The organism is Pseudomonas sp. Pseusp9 (assembly GCF_059491265.1).
Genome location: NZ_CP168500.1, coordinates 6056441 through 6072118 on the forward strand (window position 1 = coordinate 6056441; position 15678 = coordinate 6072118).

Here is a 15678-nt window from a genome sequence, read left to right on the forward strand (position 1 = left end):
CGAATGGAGGCTCTTCATGAGCGCTGTCAACACGCCTGCAGATTTTACCGACTACAAAGTCGCCGATATGTCCCTGGCTGCCTGGGGCCGTCGCGAAACCATCATCGCCGAATCCGAAATGCCAGCCCTGATGGGTCTGCGTCGCAAGTATTCCGAAGAGCAACCGCTCAAGGGCGCGAAGATCCTCGGCTGCATCCACATGACCATTCAGACTGCCGTGCTGATCGAAACCCTGGTTGCCCTGGGTGCCGAAGTGCGCTGGTCGTCCTGCAACATTTTCTCGACTCAGGATCAGGCCGCTGCCTCCATCGCCGCCGCCGGCATCCCGGTTTTCGCCTGGAAAGGTGAAACCGAACAAGAGTATGAGTGGTGCCTGGAGCAAACCATCCTCAAGGATGGCCAGCCATGGGACGCCAACATGATCCTCGACGACGGCGGCGACCTGACCGAGCTGCTGCACAAGAAGTACCCACAAGTACTGGATCGCGTCCACGGCGTAACCGAAGAAACCACCACCGGCGTTCACCGCCTGCTGGACATGCTGGCCAAGGGCGAGCTGAAAATCCCGGCCATCAACGTCAACGACTCGGTGACCAAGAGCAAGAACGACAACAAGTACGGCTGCCGTCACAGCCTGAACGATGCGATCAAGCGCGGTACCGACCACCTGCTGTCCGGCAAGCAAGCGCTGGTGATCGGCTACGGCGACGTGGGCAAGGGTTCCGCTCAGTCCCTGCGTCAGGAAGGCATGATCGTTAAAGTCTCCGAGGTCGACCCGATCTGCGCCATGCAAGCCTGCATGGACGGTTTCGAAGTGGTTTCGCCGTTCATCGACGGGATCAACAACGGTACCGAAGCAAGCATCGACAAGGCACTGCTGGGCAAGATCGACCTGATCGTGACCACCACCGGCAACGTCAATGTTTGCGACTCGAACATGCTCAAAGCCCTGAAGAAGCGCGCCGTTGTCTGCAACATCGGCCACTTCGACAACGAAATCGACACCGCTTTCATGCGCAAGAACTGGGCATGGGAAGAAGTGAAGCCACAGGTGCACAAGATCCACCGTACCGGCGCTGGTGATTTCGACCCACAGAACGACGACTACCTGATCCTGCTGGCCGAAGGCCGCCTGGTTAACCTGGGCAACGCCACTGGCCACCCGAGCCGCATCATGGACGGTTCGTTCGCCAACCAGGTCCTGGCGCAGATCTTCCTGTTCGGCCAGAAGTACGCCGACCTGTCGCCAGCCCAGAAAGCCGAGCGCCTGACCGTGGAAGTACTGCCGAAGAAACTCGACGAAGAAGTGGCCCTGGAAATGGTCCGTGGCTTCGGCGGCGTAGTGACTCAACTGACCAAGACCCAGGCCGACTACATCGGCGTGACCGTCGAAGGTCCGTTCAAGCCGCACGCCTACCGCTACTGATCGGCCTGCTCATCCTCTGTAGGAGCGAGCTTGCTCGCGATGGACGTTAACGATTACGCGTGTTGTCTGGATAAATGCGTTGTCCTGGCGTTTTTCGCGAGCAGAGCTCGCTCCTACAGGGGCCAGCGTCCGCTTTACGTGTTTCCAAGGATATGACCATGTCCCAAGAACGTCGCTACAGCTTCGAGTTCTTCCCTACGAAAACCGATGCCGGGCAAGAAAAACTGCTCGCCACTGCTCGCCAGCTGGCTGCCTACAACCCCGATTTCTTCTCCTGCACCTATGGCGCCGGCGGTTCGACCCGTGATCGCACGCTGAACACCGTGTTGCAGCTCGAAAGCGAAGTCAAAATCCCTGCCGCTCCGCACCTGTCCTGCGTGGGCGACAGTAAAGACGACCTGCGCGGTCTGCTGGCCCAGTACAAGGCAGCCGGCATCAAGCGCATCGTTGCCCTGCGCGGTGACCTGCCTTCCGGCATGGGCATGGCCAGTGGCGAAATGCGCCACGCCAATGACCTGGTTGAATTCATTCGTGAAGAAACCGGCGATCATTTCCACATCGAAGTCGCTGCCTACCCGGAAATGCACCCGCAAGCGCGCAATTTCGAAGACGATGTCGCCAACTTCGTGCGCAAGGCCAACGCTGGCGCCGACAGTGCGATCACCCAGTACTTCTTCAACGCCGACTGCTACTTCTACTTCGTGGAACGCGTACGGGCGTTGGGTGTGAATATCCCGATCGTGCCGGGCATCATGCCGATCACCAACTACAGCAAGCTGGCGCGCTTCTCCGATGCCTGCGGTGCGGAAATCCCGCGCTGGATCCGCAAGCAACTGGAAGCCTACGGCGACGACACCCAGAGCATTCAGCGCTTTGGCGAACAGGTCATCACCGAGATGTGCGAACAACTGCTGCAAGGTGGCGCTCCAGGGCTGCATTTCTACACGCTGAACCAGGCTGAAGCGAGCCTGGCAGTGTGGAATAACCTGAAGCTGCCGCGCTGAAGCAATTGCCAGCTCAACGCTGAAAGCCAATAGCAAGATCAATGGATCGCAGGCTGCGAAAGCTCCTTCAGGAGCTTTCGCAGCCTGCGATCTTTTGCTTTCAACGAACCACTAATGTGCGGCAATCCACGGAGTTAGAGCATCTGCGGTCAGTTTCTGGCTCTTTCCTGTTTCTCGTCGTAATCTCAAGCACATGCCTTTGATCACGCAATTAACCGCCGTGCTTGTCTTCACTTGCCTGAGCTTCGCCGCCTGGGGCGAGAAGCTGCGCATTGTCACGGAGCCGTGGGCACCTTATGTGTATGAAGACAACGGCAATTCACTGGGCCTGGACTACGAAACCACCGCCATTGTCTTCAAGCGCCTGGGCATCGAAGTGGAATGGCAGTTCCTGCCATGGAAACGCTGCCTGTCGATGCTTGAGTCAGGCCAGGCCGACGGCGCACTGGACATCTTTCACAGCGATGAGCGTGATGCGACCCTGCTCTACCCCAGCGAACCGCTGTCTGATGTCCAGTTCGTGATGTTCTACGCCAATGACCGGCCCCATCCGTTTCGCACCCTTGATGACTTGCGCGGCCTGACCATCGGCACTTCGCCGGGTTACCTGTACAGCAAGGACTTCAGTGATTCGACGCTGTTCACCCGCGAACCGGCCCCCACCCATGAAGCCAACTTCGGCAAACTGGTGCGTGGGCGGATTGACCTGCTGATTACCGACCGCCGAGTCGGCCAGCATTTGCTCGATGAACTGGGCATCCGCGACAAGATCACCGAAAACCCCACGATCATCAGCCAGCAAAGCCAGTTTCTGGCGGTGCGGCGCAATGCGGGCATGGACCTGCTCGTGCAGCGTTTTGGTGCCGAACTCAAACGCTTCAAGCGCGAACCCGCCTACGCTGAACTGAGTGCCCGCTATGGCGCGGAACCGGCCGCCAGCGTGAGGACTGAAAAAGCCACGGTTGCCGTGGAAAAAACCGTTGAGCAGCAGGAAAGCAGCGCACAGTGATTGCTCTGTTATACTCCGGCCTTCCCGCCAGGCTCACGCCCGGACGCTCGGAATCGTTCAAGGCATCTCAACCCCGCTACTGCGCAGCTTCACAGCCCGCGCGAGCGCTTGCAGGCGAGCCTTCGAGACCCAGCAGGACCGGACGGGATAGCGTCTTCTTAAACGCCATTCGCGCCAGGCAAGACTCCCATTGGGCCAAGCCCTAACTAAAACAGGATTACTCATGTCCTTTGCTTCCCTCGGTCTCTCCGAGGCTTTGGTCCGCGCTATCGAAGATGCGGGCTATACCGAGCCTACTCCGGTGCAACAGCGGGCCATTCCCGCCGTGTTGCAAGGTCGCGACCTGATGGTCGCGGCACAGACAGGTACTGGTAAAACCGGCGGTTTCGCCCTTCCGATCCTGGAGCGGTTGTTCCCCAACGGTCACCCGGACAAATCCCAGCGTCACGGCCCGCGCCAGCCGCGCGTACTGGTCCTGACCCCCACCCGCGAACTCGCAGCCCAAGTGCATGAAAGCTTCAAGGTCTATGCCCGTGACCTGAAGTTCGTCAGCGCCTGCATTTTCGGCGGTGTCGGCATGAACCCGCAGGTTCAGGCCATGTCCCGCGGCGTAGACGTGCTGGTGGCCTGCCCCGGCCGCTTGCTCGACCTGGCCGGCCAAGGCAGCGTCGATCTGTCCCACGTGGAAATCCTCGTGCTGGACGAAGCCGACCGCATGCTCGACATGGGCTTCGTCCATGACGTGAAGAAAGTGTTGGCGCGTCTGCCGGCCAAGCGCCAGAACCTGCTGTTCTCGGCGACTTTCTCCAAGGACATCACCGACCTCGCCGGCAAGCTGCTGCACAACCCGGAACGCATCGAAGTCACTCCGCCGAACACCACGGTCGAGCGCATCGAGCAACGCGTATTCCGCCTGCCGGCCAGCCACAAGCGTTCCTTGCTGGCTCACCTGATCACCGCCGGTGCCTGGGAACAGGTGCTGGTGTTCACCCGCACCAAGCACGGCGCCAACCGCCTGGCCGAGTACCTGGACAAACACGGCCTGAGCGCCGTTGCGATCCACGGCAACAAGAGCCAGAACGCCCGCACCAAGGCCCTGGCCGACTTCAAGGCCGGCACTGTGCGCATCCTGGTGGCCACCGACATTGCCGCCCGCGGCCTGGACATCGACCAGTTGCCACACGTGGTCAACTTCGAGTTGCCGAATGTCGATGAAGACTACGTGCACCGCATCGGTCGTACCGGCCGTGCCGGTCGTTCGGGCGAGGCGATCTCCCTGGTCGCCCCGGACGAAGAAAAACTGCTGAAAAGCATCGAACGCATGACCAAGCAGAAAATCGCCGATGGCGACCTGATGGGCTTCGATGCCAGCGCCGTGGAAGCCGAGAAACCTGAAGTGCGCGAGCGTCCGGACATGCGTAACCCACGCAATCCGCGTGGCCCGCGTGGCGACGGTCCGAACGGCAGCGGTGGCGGTGGCGGTCGCAAGGACAAAGGCAAGGACAAGGGCAAGGAAAAACCGGCGGGTGAGCGCGGTGAGCGACCTGCCCGTCAGCAAAAGCCTCGTGAAGGTACTCCGGCACGCGAACAGCGTCCGAGCCAACCACCACGCGCCGCCGCTGACCGTGCCCCGGACGAGTTCCTGGACGACGACATCGATAACTTCGGTAATCGCGTCGACTACGTGCCGCAGCAGAAACCCGCGCAAGGCCGTGGCCGCCGTCCGGGTGCTCCGGCACAAGGCACCGCAGCAGGTTCGGGTGCTCCGCGTTCCGGCAAGCCACAAGGTCGCCAGAGCGGTCCGCGCAACAGCGAGGGCGCCAGCACCGGCACCCCACCGGCCAAGCGCAACGGCCCACGCAGTGGCGCACCGCGCGACGGCCAGGCCCGCCGCGAAGACTCGCGCAATCGCCGCCCGGCCCGTGACGACCAGTCGCGCTCCGAGCCGGCCGTGCAGAACCCGCGTGGCCCGGCACCGAAGATCATGCACAAGGAATCGAAAGCCGACCGCTTCCCGACTCCTGAGCAACTGGATCAACTGCCAAGCCGTCCTCGTGGTGAAAAACCAGCGCTGCTGACCCGCAATCGCTGAGTTATCGCCGCAATAAAAATGCCCCGTATCGAAAGATCCGGGGCATTTTTATTGCACCACCATATCCCTGTAGGAGCGAGCTCGCTCGCGATGGTGGTCAACGATAACGCTGGCAACCTGATACCCCGCGGTGCTCTCGGGTTTCTCGCGAGCGGGCTCGCTCCTACAGAGTTATGTGGGGGGCAATAAAAAACGCCCGCGCTCGTATGAGCAGCGGGCGTTTTTTGTCAGGCGCGAAAATTACTTCGCTTTCACACCTTCAAACGTCACGTACAGCTCGACCGCATCGGACGCTGGACCCAGGTTTTTTTGATTGCCGAAATCGGAGCGCTTCAGGTTGGCAGTACCTTCGAAACCGGCACGGTAGCCGCCCCATGGATCCTTGCCTTCTCCCAGGAAAGTGGCCTTGACCACAATCGGCTTGGTCACGCCTACCATGGTCAGATCACCGGCTACGTCAGCAGTGTCTTTGCCTGCGGCATTTTTACCCGTAGGTGTGACGCTGGTGGAAACGAAGGTGGCTTTGGCAAATTTGCCCGAGTTCAGGAGATCATCATCGCCGGATATGTGCTTGTCGCGCTCAGCATTGTTGCTGAAAACGCTGGCGGTGTTCACGCTGAACTCGATCTTGCTGTCTTCAGGCTTGGCGGCGTCGAAGCTGAACTTGCCGTCGATGTCCTTGAAGGTACCGGTGATGAAGCTGTAGCCCAGGTGGCTGATCTTGAAGTTGACGAAAGCGTGCTGGCCTTTTTTGTCGACGGTGTAGTCAGCCGCCATCACGTTGGCGGACAGCACAGCGGAACCGATTGCCAGAGCGGCGAGAGTCTTTTTCAACATGCTTTGTTTTCCTTGGGAGTCGAGGTTGAACTTCAGGCTTCGCGACCCAGCATTCGCTTGAGGGTCGCATCACGGTCGATAAAGTGGTGTTTCAATGCTGCCAACGCATGGAGGCCGGAAAAAATTACCAGCGCCCACGCCAGATAGAGGTGAATCGCACCGGCGTTATCTGCCTGATCCGGCAGTCCGGAAAGCAGGGCAGGCACTTCAAACCAGTCAAACACCGGAATCCCGACACCTTCCGCGGTGGAAATCAGGTAACCGGCAATCATCACGGCGAACAGACAGAAATACAGAAAGGCATGGCCGAACATGGCGCCCAGACGTGTCATGCGGCTGTAGCTGGTCAAGGCCGGTGGCGGTGGGCTGACGAAGCGCCATAACACTCGCAGCACCATGACGCCCAGCAGGATCAAGCCAATGCTCTTGTGCAGTTCCGGCCCGTCCTTGCGCCATGGGTCGTAGTAGTCCAGGCCAACCATCCACAGCCCGAGGGCGAACAAACCGAACACGGCCAGTGCCACACCCCAGTGCATGAAGATACTGACCCAGCCGTAGCGGCAGGTAGTGTTACGTAGCTGCATTGCCTAGATCCCTGTAAGTGCTGGCCCAAGACTATCGAGCCATCTATCGAATTAAAGCCGAAAAATTTGCTTTGAAATATCGAAAAATGCGATCAAGAGCCTAAAGCCAGCGAGTTAAGGAAAGATTAAGTCGAAATTGTGAGAAAAAGTGAATACAAACCAGAGAACACCTGTATCAAAAGGTTTATTCGATTCGGGTCCCCGTTTTTCTTCAGGCAAAAAAAGCACCCTCTGCGCCGAATGCTGATCAGTTAAGGATTTTGTGGGAGCCAGCCTGCTCGCGATAGGCTCAAGGACACCGCGGGTACCCAGTGGGTCTGCATCATCGTTAACGACCATCGCGAGCAAGCTCGCTCCTACGATGAGAGACGGCGCACCTTCACCGATCCAGAGCCCTTGATGGCCGCCATTGCCTTTTCTGTTTCACACTAACCTGTGATGTAGTTTTTTAGGAAAGATATAAATATGTGTAGCCACTTCCGATTTTTAACCTGATTGAATGAGGGCTCAACAACTCATTATTGAAGGTGAAAAACATGGCCATTACTTACACCCCATTTCAAGCAAATGGCTCGCCGTTGCTGCCTCCCAATCAAAGGATGTCACCGGGGCAGTACCTTATGCCCCCCAGCGGACGCTTTAGGTTGATATTGCAGACTGATGGAAATCTGGTCATTAAGGATGGTGAAGCTGTAATCTGGGTTGCAGATAGCAACCAGCCTTATAGCCGAACTACATATCCGAAAAGAATGCGAGAGCCTCTGATGTTTGTAATCAGCAATAGTGGCTTTCTCTATGATCCGTCCAGAAGGCGCTTATGGATTGCTGAAAGCACTCACAGCATTGATAAATCGCTTTGGTACAACACTTGTATGATTATGCAAGATGATGGGAATTTGGTCATTTACGATCAGCGTACAGGAAGCCTGTGCTGGGCCCGCTATGGATTCGTCCCTGGTCGCATTTCAAATGCCAAATCCGATCAAGATTTCATTTGAAGATGAGGAAATTAAAACCTGGAAATTCTCCTTAGGTCCTCTTTAACTTAACCATGCAAACCATTTACACCCTTAAGAACTTTTGAAAACCGGAGGTGGTTGTAAACAATCAGGATCGTACGGATTTATCTGGCACTTATAGGCCAGCTCATGGCCGTACCCCTTAGGAAACCATTCACTACTTACACAGCCAGAAAGTGCTATCAACATGATTATTAGTGTTAGTGATTTCATATGCTCTCCCGTCATTTTAAGAGCATAAAGTTAAAGATCATGATCCAGCTATCATTTAGTTCTGAATCTTTTGTGGGAAGCTTCTGATGCATCGCTACAGCATGTAGGACCACGCAGCAAAAACCGGATGCTTCATTTTTGATGAAAAAAAACGCGGTCCTGGGGCCGCGCTTTTTTACACCTGAACGTTACTAACCCTTGGTCACAGTGTCCGTCGCAGGTTTGGCCGCTGGCTTCTTCGCCGCATCTGCTTTCTTCACTGGAGCCTTGGCCGGGGCTTTTTTCGTTTCGGTCTTGGCTACCGGTTTGGCTGGGGCCTTGGCCGGTGCCTTCTTCGCAGGCTCGGCTTTCACCGGTGCCACAGGCTTCGGCGTTTCGACCGGAGCCGGTGCAGCAACCGGTGCTGGAGCAGGTGCCTGAGTTGCCGGTGCTACCGGCTCAGGTGCCTTGACCGGCTCTGGCTTCTTCTCGTCATCCGAGCCGCCAAACAGGTTGCTGAAGAAATTGCCTTTCTTCACCGCCACCGCACCAGCGCCCGCCGCAGCGGCGGCCGGGACCAGCTTCGCTGGCTCGAACGACTTGCCCGCCGCCAGGTCTTCAACCTGGCTGGCTGCGCGCTGACCGGTACGCAGCGCACCTTCCAGAGTGCCAGGGTACAGGGTGTCGGTGTGCTCGCCGGCAAAGGCTACACGCTGGACCGGACGTTCCCACAGGCGCCAGAACTTGCTGATCTGGCCAGGACCGAAGGCCAGGTAGGCACCGCCAGTCGATGGGTCGGTGCTGTAGCGACGGATTTCATAACCGGTGAACGAACCGCGAGCCTGTGGATAGAACGCATGCAGGCGGATCAACACCTGGTCGACCATCTGCTTGTCGCCGAAAGCCTGCATCACCCGCGCGTTGTCGCCGGACAGGTTGATCACCACATTGGCGCCACCCTTCAGGGCAGGTTCGACCCACAGCATGCCCAGGCCGGCGTTGCTGAAAATCTCGCCAGACATGCGCGCCTTCGACTCCCACACCGGCGTCTTGAACTTCAGCATGATCTGGTCGCGCCAGCCATAGTTGGTGCCCTTGATCGCCGCCAGGTGCTGGGCGTCCAGCGCCGGGGTCATCTGGATCTTGTTCAGCGCGCGCAGCGGCACGGCCAGTACGGCGTAGTCAGCCTGATAACTGACGTTGTCGACTTTGACGGTCACGCCATCCTTGTCCTGAATGATCGCCGAGACCGGGGAGCTGGTCTTGATGGTTTTCAGCTGCTTGACCAGGGCCTGGGCCAGCACCGGGCTGCCACCGACCAGGCGCGAGGCACGCAGGTCACGATCGGAGACACCACGGTAAACGCGGCTCTGCTGCGCGAAGTACAGCAGCGACAGGCGCGAAGGTTCGTCGTAGCGGGTACGGATCTGCTGGTTGATCAACTGGCGAGCGGTGGCCGGCAGGTTCTGCTTGTCGAGCCAGCTCGACACGTTGATCTGATCCAGCGCGTGCAGCGTGTTGTTGGCAGCCGGGTTCTGTGGGTCGTCGATCGAGCGCGCCAGATCGTCCACGGACTTGTCGAAGCGCTTGAGCACCTCGGCGGTGGCCGGTTGCTTGGTCGCCAGATCGGCGGCGGAGAAATACTCGCCATCGATCAGGTAGCCTGGGGTCCGCACGAACTCAGGGGCCGGCGTGGTGCTCAGCTTGAAGTTCGATACGTACTTGTTCAGCACCGGTTGGGCCTTGTCATTGCCGATCCACTCGCTGGTGGCCATGCCGGAACGGCCGCCCAGGCTCGACTTGGCTTCCAGCAGAGTGACTTGCCAGCCCTTGTTCTGCAGCTCGTATGCAGCAGTCAGACCCGACAGGCCGCCGCCGATCACGATCGCGGTTTTATCCTTGGCCAGCGCAGACACGCTGAACAGCCCCAACATCACCAGCGCACAGGCGCGCAGCCAACCGACAGACATTCAGCGAACTCCGGAATTACACGAGGAAAACAGCAGTATTGCGAGCCAGTCGGCTCAAGAAGCGCGAAGGATACGTCAGCCTTCAAACACCCGCCAGCAGCGTCTATCCGCCTGGATAAAGTAGTTGATTCGACACAATGGGTTGTCCCCGTGGCACGCATTGCATAGGCTTGCGCGATTGTTTGTCCGCGCAGGTTACGGACCGCCTCCAGGAGAGTGAAAATGGGCCTGAATAATCAGTGGATGCAACGTGATCTCGCCGTGCTGTGGCATCCCTGCACCCAGATGAAAGATCACGAACAACTGCCGCTGATCCCGATCAAGCGCGGGGAAGGCGTGTGGCTGGAAGACTTCGAAGGCAAACGCTACCTCGATGCGGTCAGCTCCTGGTGGGTCAATGTGTTCGGGCATGCCAACCCGCGGATCAACCAGCGCATCAAGGACCAGGTCGATCAGCTCGAGCATGTGATCCTTGCCGGTTTCAGCCATCAACCGGTGATCGAACTGTCCGAGCGCCTGGTGAAGATGACACCGGAAGGACTGACCCGGTGCTTCTACGCCGATAACGGCTCGTCCTGCATCGAAGTCGCGCTGAAAATGAGCTTTCACTACTGGCTCAATCGCGGTCAGCCGAACAAGAAACGCTTCGTCACCCTGACCAACAGTTACCACGGCGAAACCATGGCGGCGATGTCGGTGGGCGACGTGCCGCTGTTCACCGAGACCTATAAAGCGCTGCTGATGGACACCATCAAGGTGCCGAGCCCGGATTGCTACCTGCGCCCCGAGGGCATGAGCTGGGAAGAGCATTCGCGCAATATGTTCGCGGCCATGGAACAGACCCTGGCCGAAAACCACGACACGGTTGCGGCGGTGATCGTCGAGCCGCTGATCCAGGGCGCCGGTGGCATGCGCATGTACCACCCGGTGTACCTCAAGCTGCTGCGCGAAGCCTGCGACCGCTACGGCGTGCACCTGATCCACGACGAAATCGCCGTCGGCTTCGGCCGTACCGGGACGATGTTCGCCTGTGAACAGGCCGGTATCCGCCCTGATTTCCTGTGCCTGTCCAAAGCCCTGACCGGCGGCTATCTGCCGCTGGCAGCATGCATGACTACCGACGAGGTCTACAGCGCCTTCTACGACGACTACCCGACCCTGCGAGCCTTCCTGCACTCCCACAGCTACACCGGCAACCCGCTGGCGTGCGCGGCGGCCCTGGCGACCCTGGACATCTTCGAAGAAGACAACGTCATCGAGAACAACAAAGCCCTGGCGCAGCGAATGGCGACGTCGACGGCGCATCTGGTCGACCACCCGAACGTGTCCGAAGTGCGCCAGACCGGCATGGTGCTGGCCATCGAGATGGTCAAGGACAAGGCCAGCAAAGAAGCTTGGCCGTGGCAGGAACGTCGCGGCCTGAAGGTGTTTCAGCACGCCCTGGAGCGTGGTGCCTTGCTGCGTCCATTGGGGAGTGTGGTGTATTTCCTGCCGCCGTATGTGATCACTCCGGAGCAGATCGACTTCCTGGCCGAAGTGGCCAGCGAAGGGATCGACATTGCGACCCGTGACAGCGTCAGCGTGGCCGTGCCGAAGGACTTCCATCCGGGGTTCCGTGATCCGGGTTGATTGATTTCACTTGAGCTTTCGTGGCGTCAGTGTTGACGTCTTCGCGAGCAGGCTCGCTCCCACAGGGAATTCGCTCAACTGTGGGAGCGAGCCTGCTCGCGAAAGCGTCGACATGATCTACACATGAACTACAGAGAACCAAAATGAGACTGTCCCGCTTCTTCATCGACGCCCCCCTGAGCACCGGCGAGCACGAGCTGCCCGAAGCCCAGGCCCACTACATCAGCCGCGTGCTGCGCATGGCCGAAGGCGATGCGCTGCAACTGTTCGATGGTTCCGGACACGAGTTTCGCGCCACCCTGGTCGAAGTCGGCAAAAAGCGCGTCGTGGTGCAGATCGATGAAAGCTTCGCCGGACAGATCGAGTCGCCGCTGCAAATCCATCTCGGCCAAGGCCTGTCCCGGGGCGAGCGCATGGACTGGGCGATTCAGAAAGCCACGGAACTGGGCGTCACTGAAATTACCCCGATCTTCACCGAACGCTGCGAAGTCCGACTCAAGGACGAACGCGCCGACAAACGCCTGCTGCATTGGCGCCAGGTGGCGATCAGCGCCTGCGAGCAATGCGGGCGTTCACGGGTACCGGTGATTCATCCGCCGGTGCTGTTGGCCGATTGGTTGAAACAGACAGAGGCCGGGTTGAAGCTGGTGCTGCATCCGGTGGCCGAGCCGCTGGTGAGCCATGCAAAGCCCGCCACACTGGCGTTTTTGATCGGGCCGGAAGGCGGCTTGTCGGATGCCGAGGTGGATCAGTCCAAATCGGCAGGTTTCCATTCGGCTCGACTGGGTCCTCGAGTGTTGCGTACCGAGACCGCGCCGGTTGTGGCGTTGGCGGTGGCTCAGCAGCTTTGGGGTGACTTCTAGTCCGCTTTCGCGAGCAGGCTCGCTCCCACATTTGATCGGCGTTCACTGGAGATCTACTGTGGGAGCGAGCCTGCTCGCGAAGGGCAGCAACGCGGTCTAAAGAACATAAAAGAAAATCGCCACAAAATGCAGCAGGCTGCCGGCAATCACGAACAGATGCCAGATCCCGTGGGCATGGCGCAACCGGTCGTCCAGGGCAAAAAAGATAATCCCCACCGTGTACAACACCCCGCCTGATGCCAGCCACGCAAATCCGGCGGCGCCCAGCGCCGCGAGCAGCGGCTTGACTGCCACCAACACAATCCAGCCCATCACCGCGTAAATCACGATCGACAGAATCCGCGCTTCCGAACGCGGCTTGATCTCCTGCAGGATGCCGATCAGCGCCAGCCCCCAGACAATCCCGAACAGCGTCCAGCCCCACGGCCCGCGCAGGGTCACCAGGCAGAACGGCGTATAGCTTCCGGCGATCAACAGATAGATCGAAAAATGATCGACCTTCTTCATGATCGCTTTCTTGCGCCCGCGCACGCTGTGGTACACGGTCGATGCGCTGTAAAGCACCAGCAGGGTAAAGGCGTAGATCGCCATGCTGACAATCTTCCACGGGCTGCCGTCGAGGCTGGCAAGCACAATCAGCCACACCCCTCCGACAAACGCCGCCACTGCCCCGACCAGATGCGTCCAGGCATTCAATCGTTCCCCGTGATACATGTGTTGCTCACCTCGAATTTCATTGCTGCAACGCGCAAGGCTCAGGCCTGGAGCGTAAAAGCGCAATGTTTCTGTACGACGGGCCCGGCGTAATTGGGCACAATCGAGTCATTCCAGAAAGAGTCCGGCCCATGCTGATCGATGAAGAGTTGACCCTGAAAAAACTCGAGGTGTTCCTGGCCTTCATGCGCACCGGCAACCTGGCACGCGCCGCTGCCGAGCTGCAGACCAGCAATGTCAGTGTGCATCGGGCGATCCATTCCCTGGAAAGCGCCCTGCGCTGCCCGTTGTTCAAGCACGAAGGGCGCAGCCTGACACCGCTGGAAAGTGCCTATGTGCTGGAAGAACGGGCGCAGAAGCTGATTCAGGATGTCGTTGAAAGTGTGCGCCTGACCCGCGAAGCCGCCGGGTTCTCGGCCGAACGCTTCAAACTGGGCTCGCTGTATTCACTGACGGTGAAGACCGTGCCGCAGCTGATCATGGGTTTGAAGATCCGCCGCAGCGAGCTCAACATCGACCTGATCCTGGGCTCCAACATCGACCTGCTCTACAAGCTCAAGAACATGGAAGTCGATGCGGCCCTGGTGTCGCTGGACGACAGCATCAACGATCCGGATTGCGAGCATATCCCGCTGTTCTCCGACGACATCTTCCTCGCCACGCCCGCCGACTCCAGGTTTGCCCAGCGCAACGAAGTCGACCTGGCCGAGGTTCGCGACGAGACCTTCATCACCCTGACCCAGGGCTTCGCCACCCACCAGGACGGCAAGCGGGTATTCGAGCAGGCAGGGTTCGAGCCGAAGGTGGCGATGCAGGTCAACGACATTTTCACCCTGCTGAGCATGGTCAGTTCGGGCGTAGGTTACGCGTTGCTGCCGGGGCGGATTGCCGCGGTGTACGAGAACCGGGTGAAGCTGATCCCGTTGCAGGAAAAGTACCGCTTGCAGCAGCACATTGGCGTGGTGTTCCTGAAGGCCAAGGAGCGGGATCCGAACCTGCTGGCGTTGCTGGCGGAATGCCGGATGTATGCCAATCGGCAGGCCTGAAACCGCATCGCGGCAATTCGCGAGCAGGCTCGCTCCCACAGGAGAATGCATTCCAATGTGGGAGCGAGCCTGCTCGCGAAGGGTGCGACTCGGTTTCTGAATCTACCCAACAATCCCGCGAACAATGAAGTACAACAGCGAAGGCCCCAGCAAGCAGCCCAACCCGGTGTGGAACGTCGCAGTCAACGCGCCATAAGGCACCAGCCGCCGATCCGTCGCCGCCAACCCGGCAGTCACGCCACTGACCGTCCCGGCCAGCCCACCAAACACCATCGCCGAGCGCGGATTGTCCAGGCCCATCCAGCGCGCTGCCATCGGCGTACCGACCATCACCAGAATCGCCTTGATCAGGCCGGTGGCAATCGATAGCGCCACGATATCGGAACTGGCACCAATGGCCGCTCCGGTGACCGGCCCGACAATGTAAGTCACGGCACCGGCGCCAATGGTGGTCATGCTCACCGCATCGCGGTACCCGAATGCCCAGGCCATGCACGCACCGACAATAAACGGCAGCACCGTGCCCAACAGCAGCGCGATCACGCCGATCAAGCCGGCTTTTTTCGCTTCAGTGGCCTGCACCTCGAATGCCGTGGCGACGATGGCGAAGTCCCGCAGCATGGCACCGCCCATCAAGCCGATGCCGGAAAACAGCGTCAAGTCCGCCAGGCCTTTTTGCCCACCGGTCATTGTGCCCCCAACCCAGGCGAGCACCAGGCCGATGACGATGGCAATCGCCGAGCCGTGGATACGCCCGAAGGTCAGGCGCTTGGAAAGAATGACCGACACCCACATGATGATGCCGACAAAAGCGAATGCGGTGACCAGGCTGTTGGTTGCCAGGCCTTTCTCAATGAGTTCCCACATATCAGCGACCTCCTACTGGAGTGCCAACCGGCGTTACTTCCGCCGGTTCATCGGGCAAGGGTTCGCCTTTGTGGGTGCGGCTGATCAGGGCAATGGTGCAACCACAGACCACCACCGAACCGATCGCCGCCAGCACTGCCACCGGACCGCCATGCAGCGCCGTGACCACGTTTTGTTGCGCCGCCATCGCCACCACCACCGGGATGTACATGGCACCCCAGAAGCCGACGCCCATCTCGCAATCCCTGGTCATGCCGCCACGCTTTTGCATCCACAACCGTGCGCAAATCAGCAGGATCATCGCGATCCCGACACCGCCGACGTTTGACTTCACACCCAGCAATACACCGAGCATGTCCCCCATGATCACCCCTGCCAGCGTACAGATCGCCAACAGCGCCACACCGTAAATAATCATTGTTGTAG

13 protein-coding genes and 1 pseudogene are annotated in these 15678 nt (G+C 59.2%); 8 read left to right on the forward strand and 6 right to left on the reverse strand.

Annotation, left to right across the window (positions count from 1 at the left end):
- Window positions 1–16 precede the first annotated feature (16 nt).
- From ahcY to rhlE2, 4 genes are all read left to right on the forward strand, one after another.
- Window positions 17–1426, forward strand: a complete 1410-nt coding sequence (gene ahcY, locus ACEN8E_RS27645) for an adenosylhomocysteinase (RefSeq protein WP_085716412.1) — start codon at window positions 17–19, stop codon at window positions 1424–1426.
- Between the two features lie 158 nt (window positions 1427–1584).
- Window positions 1585–2430: a methylenetetrahydrofolate reductase [NAD(P)H] gene (gene metF / locus ACEN8E_RS27650; protein WP_495590591.1), complete on the forward strand. Its 846-nt coding sequence runs from the start codon at window positions 1585–1587 to the stop codon at window positions 2428–2430.
- A gap of 193 nt (window positions 2431–2623) precedes the next feature.
- Window positions 2624–3439: a substrate-binding periplasmic protein gene (locus ACEN8E_RS27655; RefSeq protein ID WP_495590592.1), complete on the forward strand. Its 816-nt coding sequence runs from the start codon at window positions 2624–2626 to the stop codon at window positions 3437–3439.
- A 223-nt stretch (window positions 3440–3662) separates the two neighbouring features.
- Window positions 3663–5531 carry an RNA helicase RhlE2 gene (rhlE2, locus tag ACEN8E_RS27660; RefSeq protein WP_495590593.1) on the forward strand — a complete coding sequence of 623 codons (1869 nt, stop codon included), beginning with the start codon at window positions 3663–3665 and terminating at the stop codon, window positions 5529–5531.
- A 240-nt stretch (window positions 5532–5771) separates the two neighbouring features.
- Here rhlE2 and ACEN8E_RS27665 read toward each other — a convergent pair whose 3' ends face one another.
- On the reverse strand, window positions 5772–6368 hold the full coding sequence (locus ACEN8E_RS27665; RefSeq protein ID WP_495590594.1) for a YceI family protein: 597 nt from the start codon (window positions 6366–6368) through the stop codon (window positions 5772–5774).
- A 32-nt stretch (window positions 6369–6400) separates the two neighbouring features.
- On the reverse strand, window positions 6401–6952 hold the full coding sequence (locus tag ACEN8E_RS27670; protein ID WP_495590595.1) for a cytochrome b: 552 nt from the start codon (window positions 6950–6952) through the stop codon (window positions 6401–6403).
- A 536-nt stretch (window positions 6953–7488) separates the two neighbouring features.
- On the opposite strand from ACEN8E_RS27670, the pseudogene llpB reads away from it, so the two are divergent.
- Window positions 7489–7996: pseudogene (gene llpB / locus ACEN8E_RS27675) on the forward strand (lectin-like bacteriocin LlpB).
- Window positions 7997–8375: 379 nt separating this feature from the next.
- Here the strand turns inward: llpB and ACEN8E_RS27680 are convergent.
- Entirely contained in the window at window positions 8376–10133 is a 1758-nt protein-coding gene (locus tag ACEN8E_RS27680) for a flavin monoamine oxidase family protein (protein WP_495590596.1), read from the reverse strand.
- 222 nt (window positions 10134–10355) lie between these two features.
- Here ACEN8E_RS27680 and ACEN8E_RS27685 point away from each other — a divergent pair, with 222 nt between their 5' ends.
- Together ACEN8E_RS27685 and ACEN8E_RS27690 are read left to right on the forward strand one after the other, a co-directional pair.
- The gene (locus ACEN8E_RS27685) at window positions 10356–11762 is read left to right on the forward strand and encodes an adenosylmethionine--8-amino-7-oxononanoate transaminase (RefSeq protein ID WP_057712946.1); all 1407 of its coding nucleotides are present in this window, start codon (window positions 10356–10358) and stop codon (window positions 11760–11762) included.
- A 143-nt stretch (window positions 11763–11905) separates the two neighbouring features.
- Window positions 11906–12625: a 16S rRNA (uracil(1498)-N(3))-methyltransferase gene (locus ACEN8E_RS27690; protein ID WP_495590597.1), complete on the forward strand. Its 720-nt coding sequence runs from the start codon at window positions 11906–11908 to the stop codon at window positions 12623–12625.
- Between the two features lie 96 nt (window positions 12626–12721).
- Here the strand turns inward: ACEN8E_RS27690 and trhA are convergent, their stop codons facing one another.
- Entirely contained in the window at window positions 12722–13339 is a 618-nt protein-coding gene (gene trhA, locus ACEN8E_RS27695; protein WP_495590598.1) for a PAQR family membrane homeostasis protein TrhA, read from the reverse strand.
- A 131-nt stretch (window positions 13340–13470) separates the two neighbouring features.
- On the opposite strand from trhA, the gene ACEN8E_RS27700 reads away from it, so the two are divergent.
- The gene (locus ACEN8E_RS27700) at window positions 13471–14385 is read left to right on the forward strand and encodes a LysR family transcriptional regulator (protein WP_495590599.1); all 915 of its coding nucleotides are present in this window, start codon (window positions 13471–13473) and stop codon (window positions 14383–14385) included.
- A 102-nt stretch (window positions 14386–14487) separates the two neighbouring features.
- Here the strand turns inward: ACEN8E_RS27700 and madM are convergent, their stop codons facing one another.
- Entirely contained in the window at window positions 14488–15252 is a 765-nt protein-coding gene (gene madM / locus ACEN8E_RS27705; RefSeq protein ID WP_495590600.1) for a malonate transporter subunit MadM, read from the reverse strand.
- Window position 15253: 1 nt separating this feature from the next.
- Window positions 15254–15670 (reverse strand): malonate transporter subunit MadL, encoded by a 417-nt coding sequence (madL, locus tag ACEN8E_RS27710; protein WP_098966045.1) that lies wholly within the window; start codon window positions 15668–15670, stop codon window positions 15254–15256.
- Window positions 15671–15678: the final 8 nt, after the last annotated feature.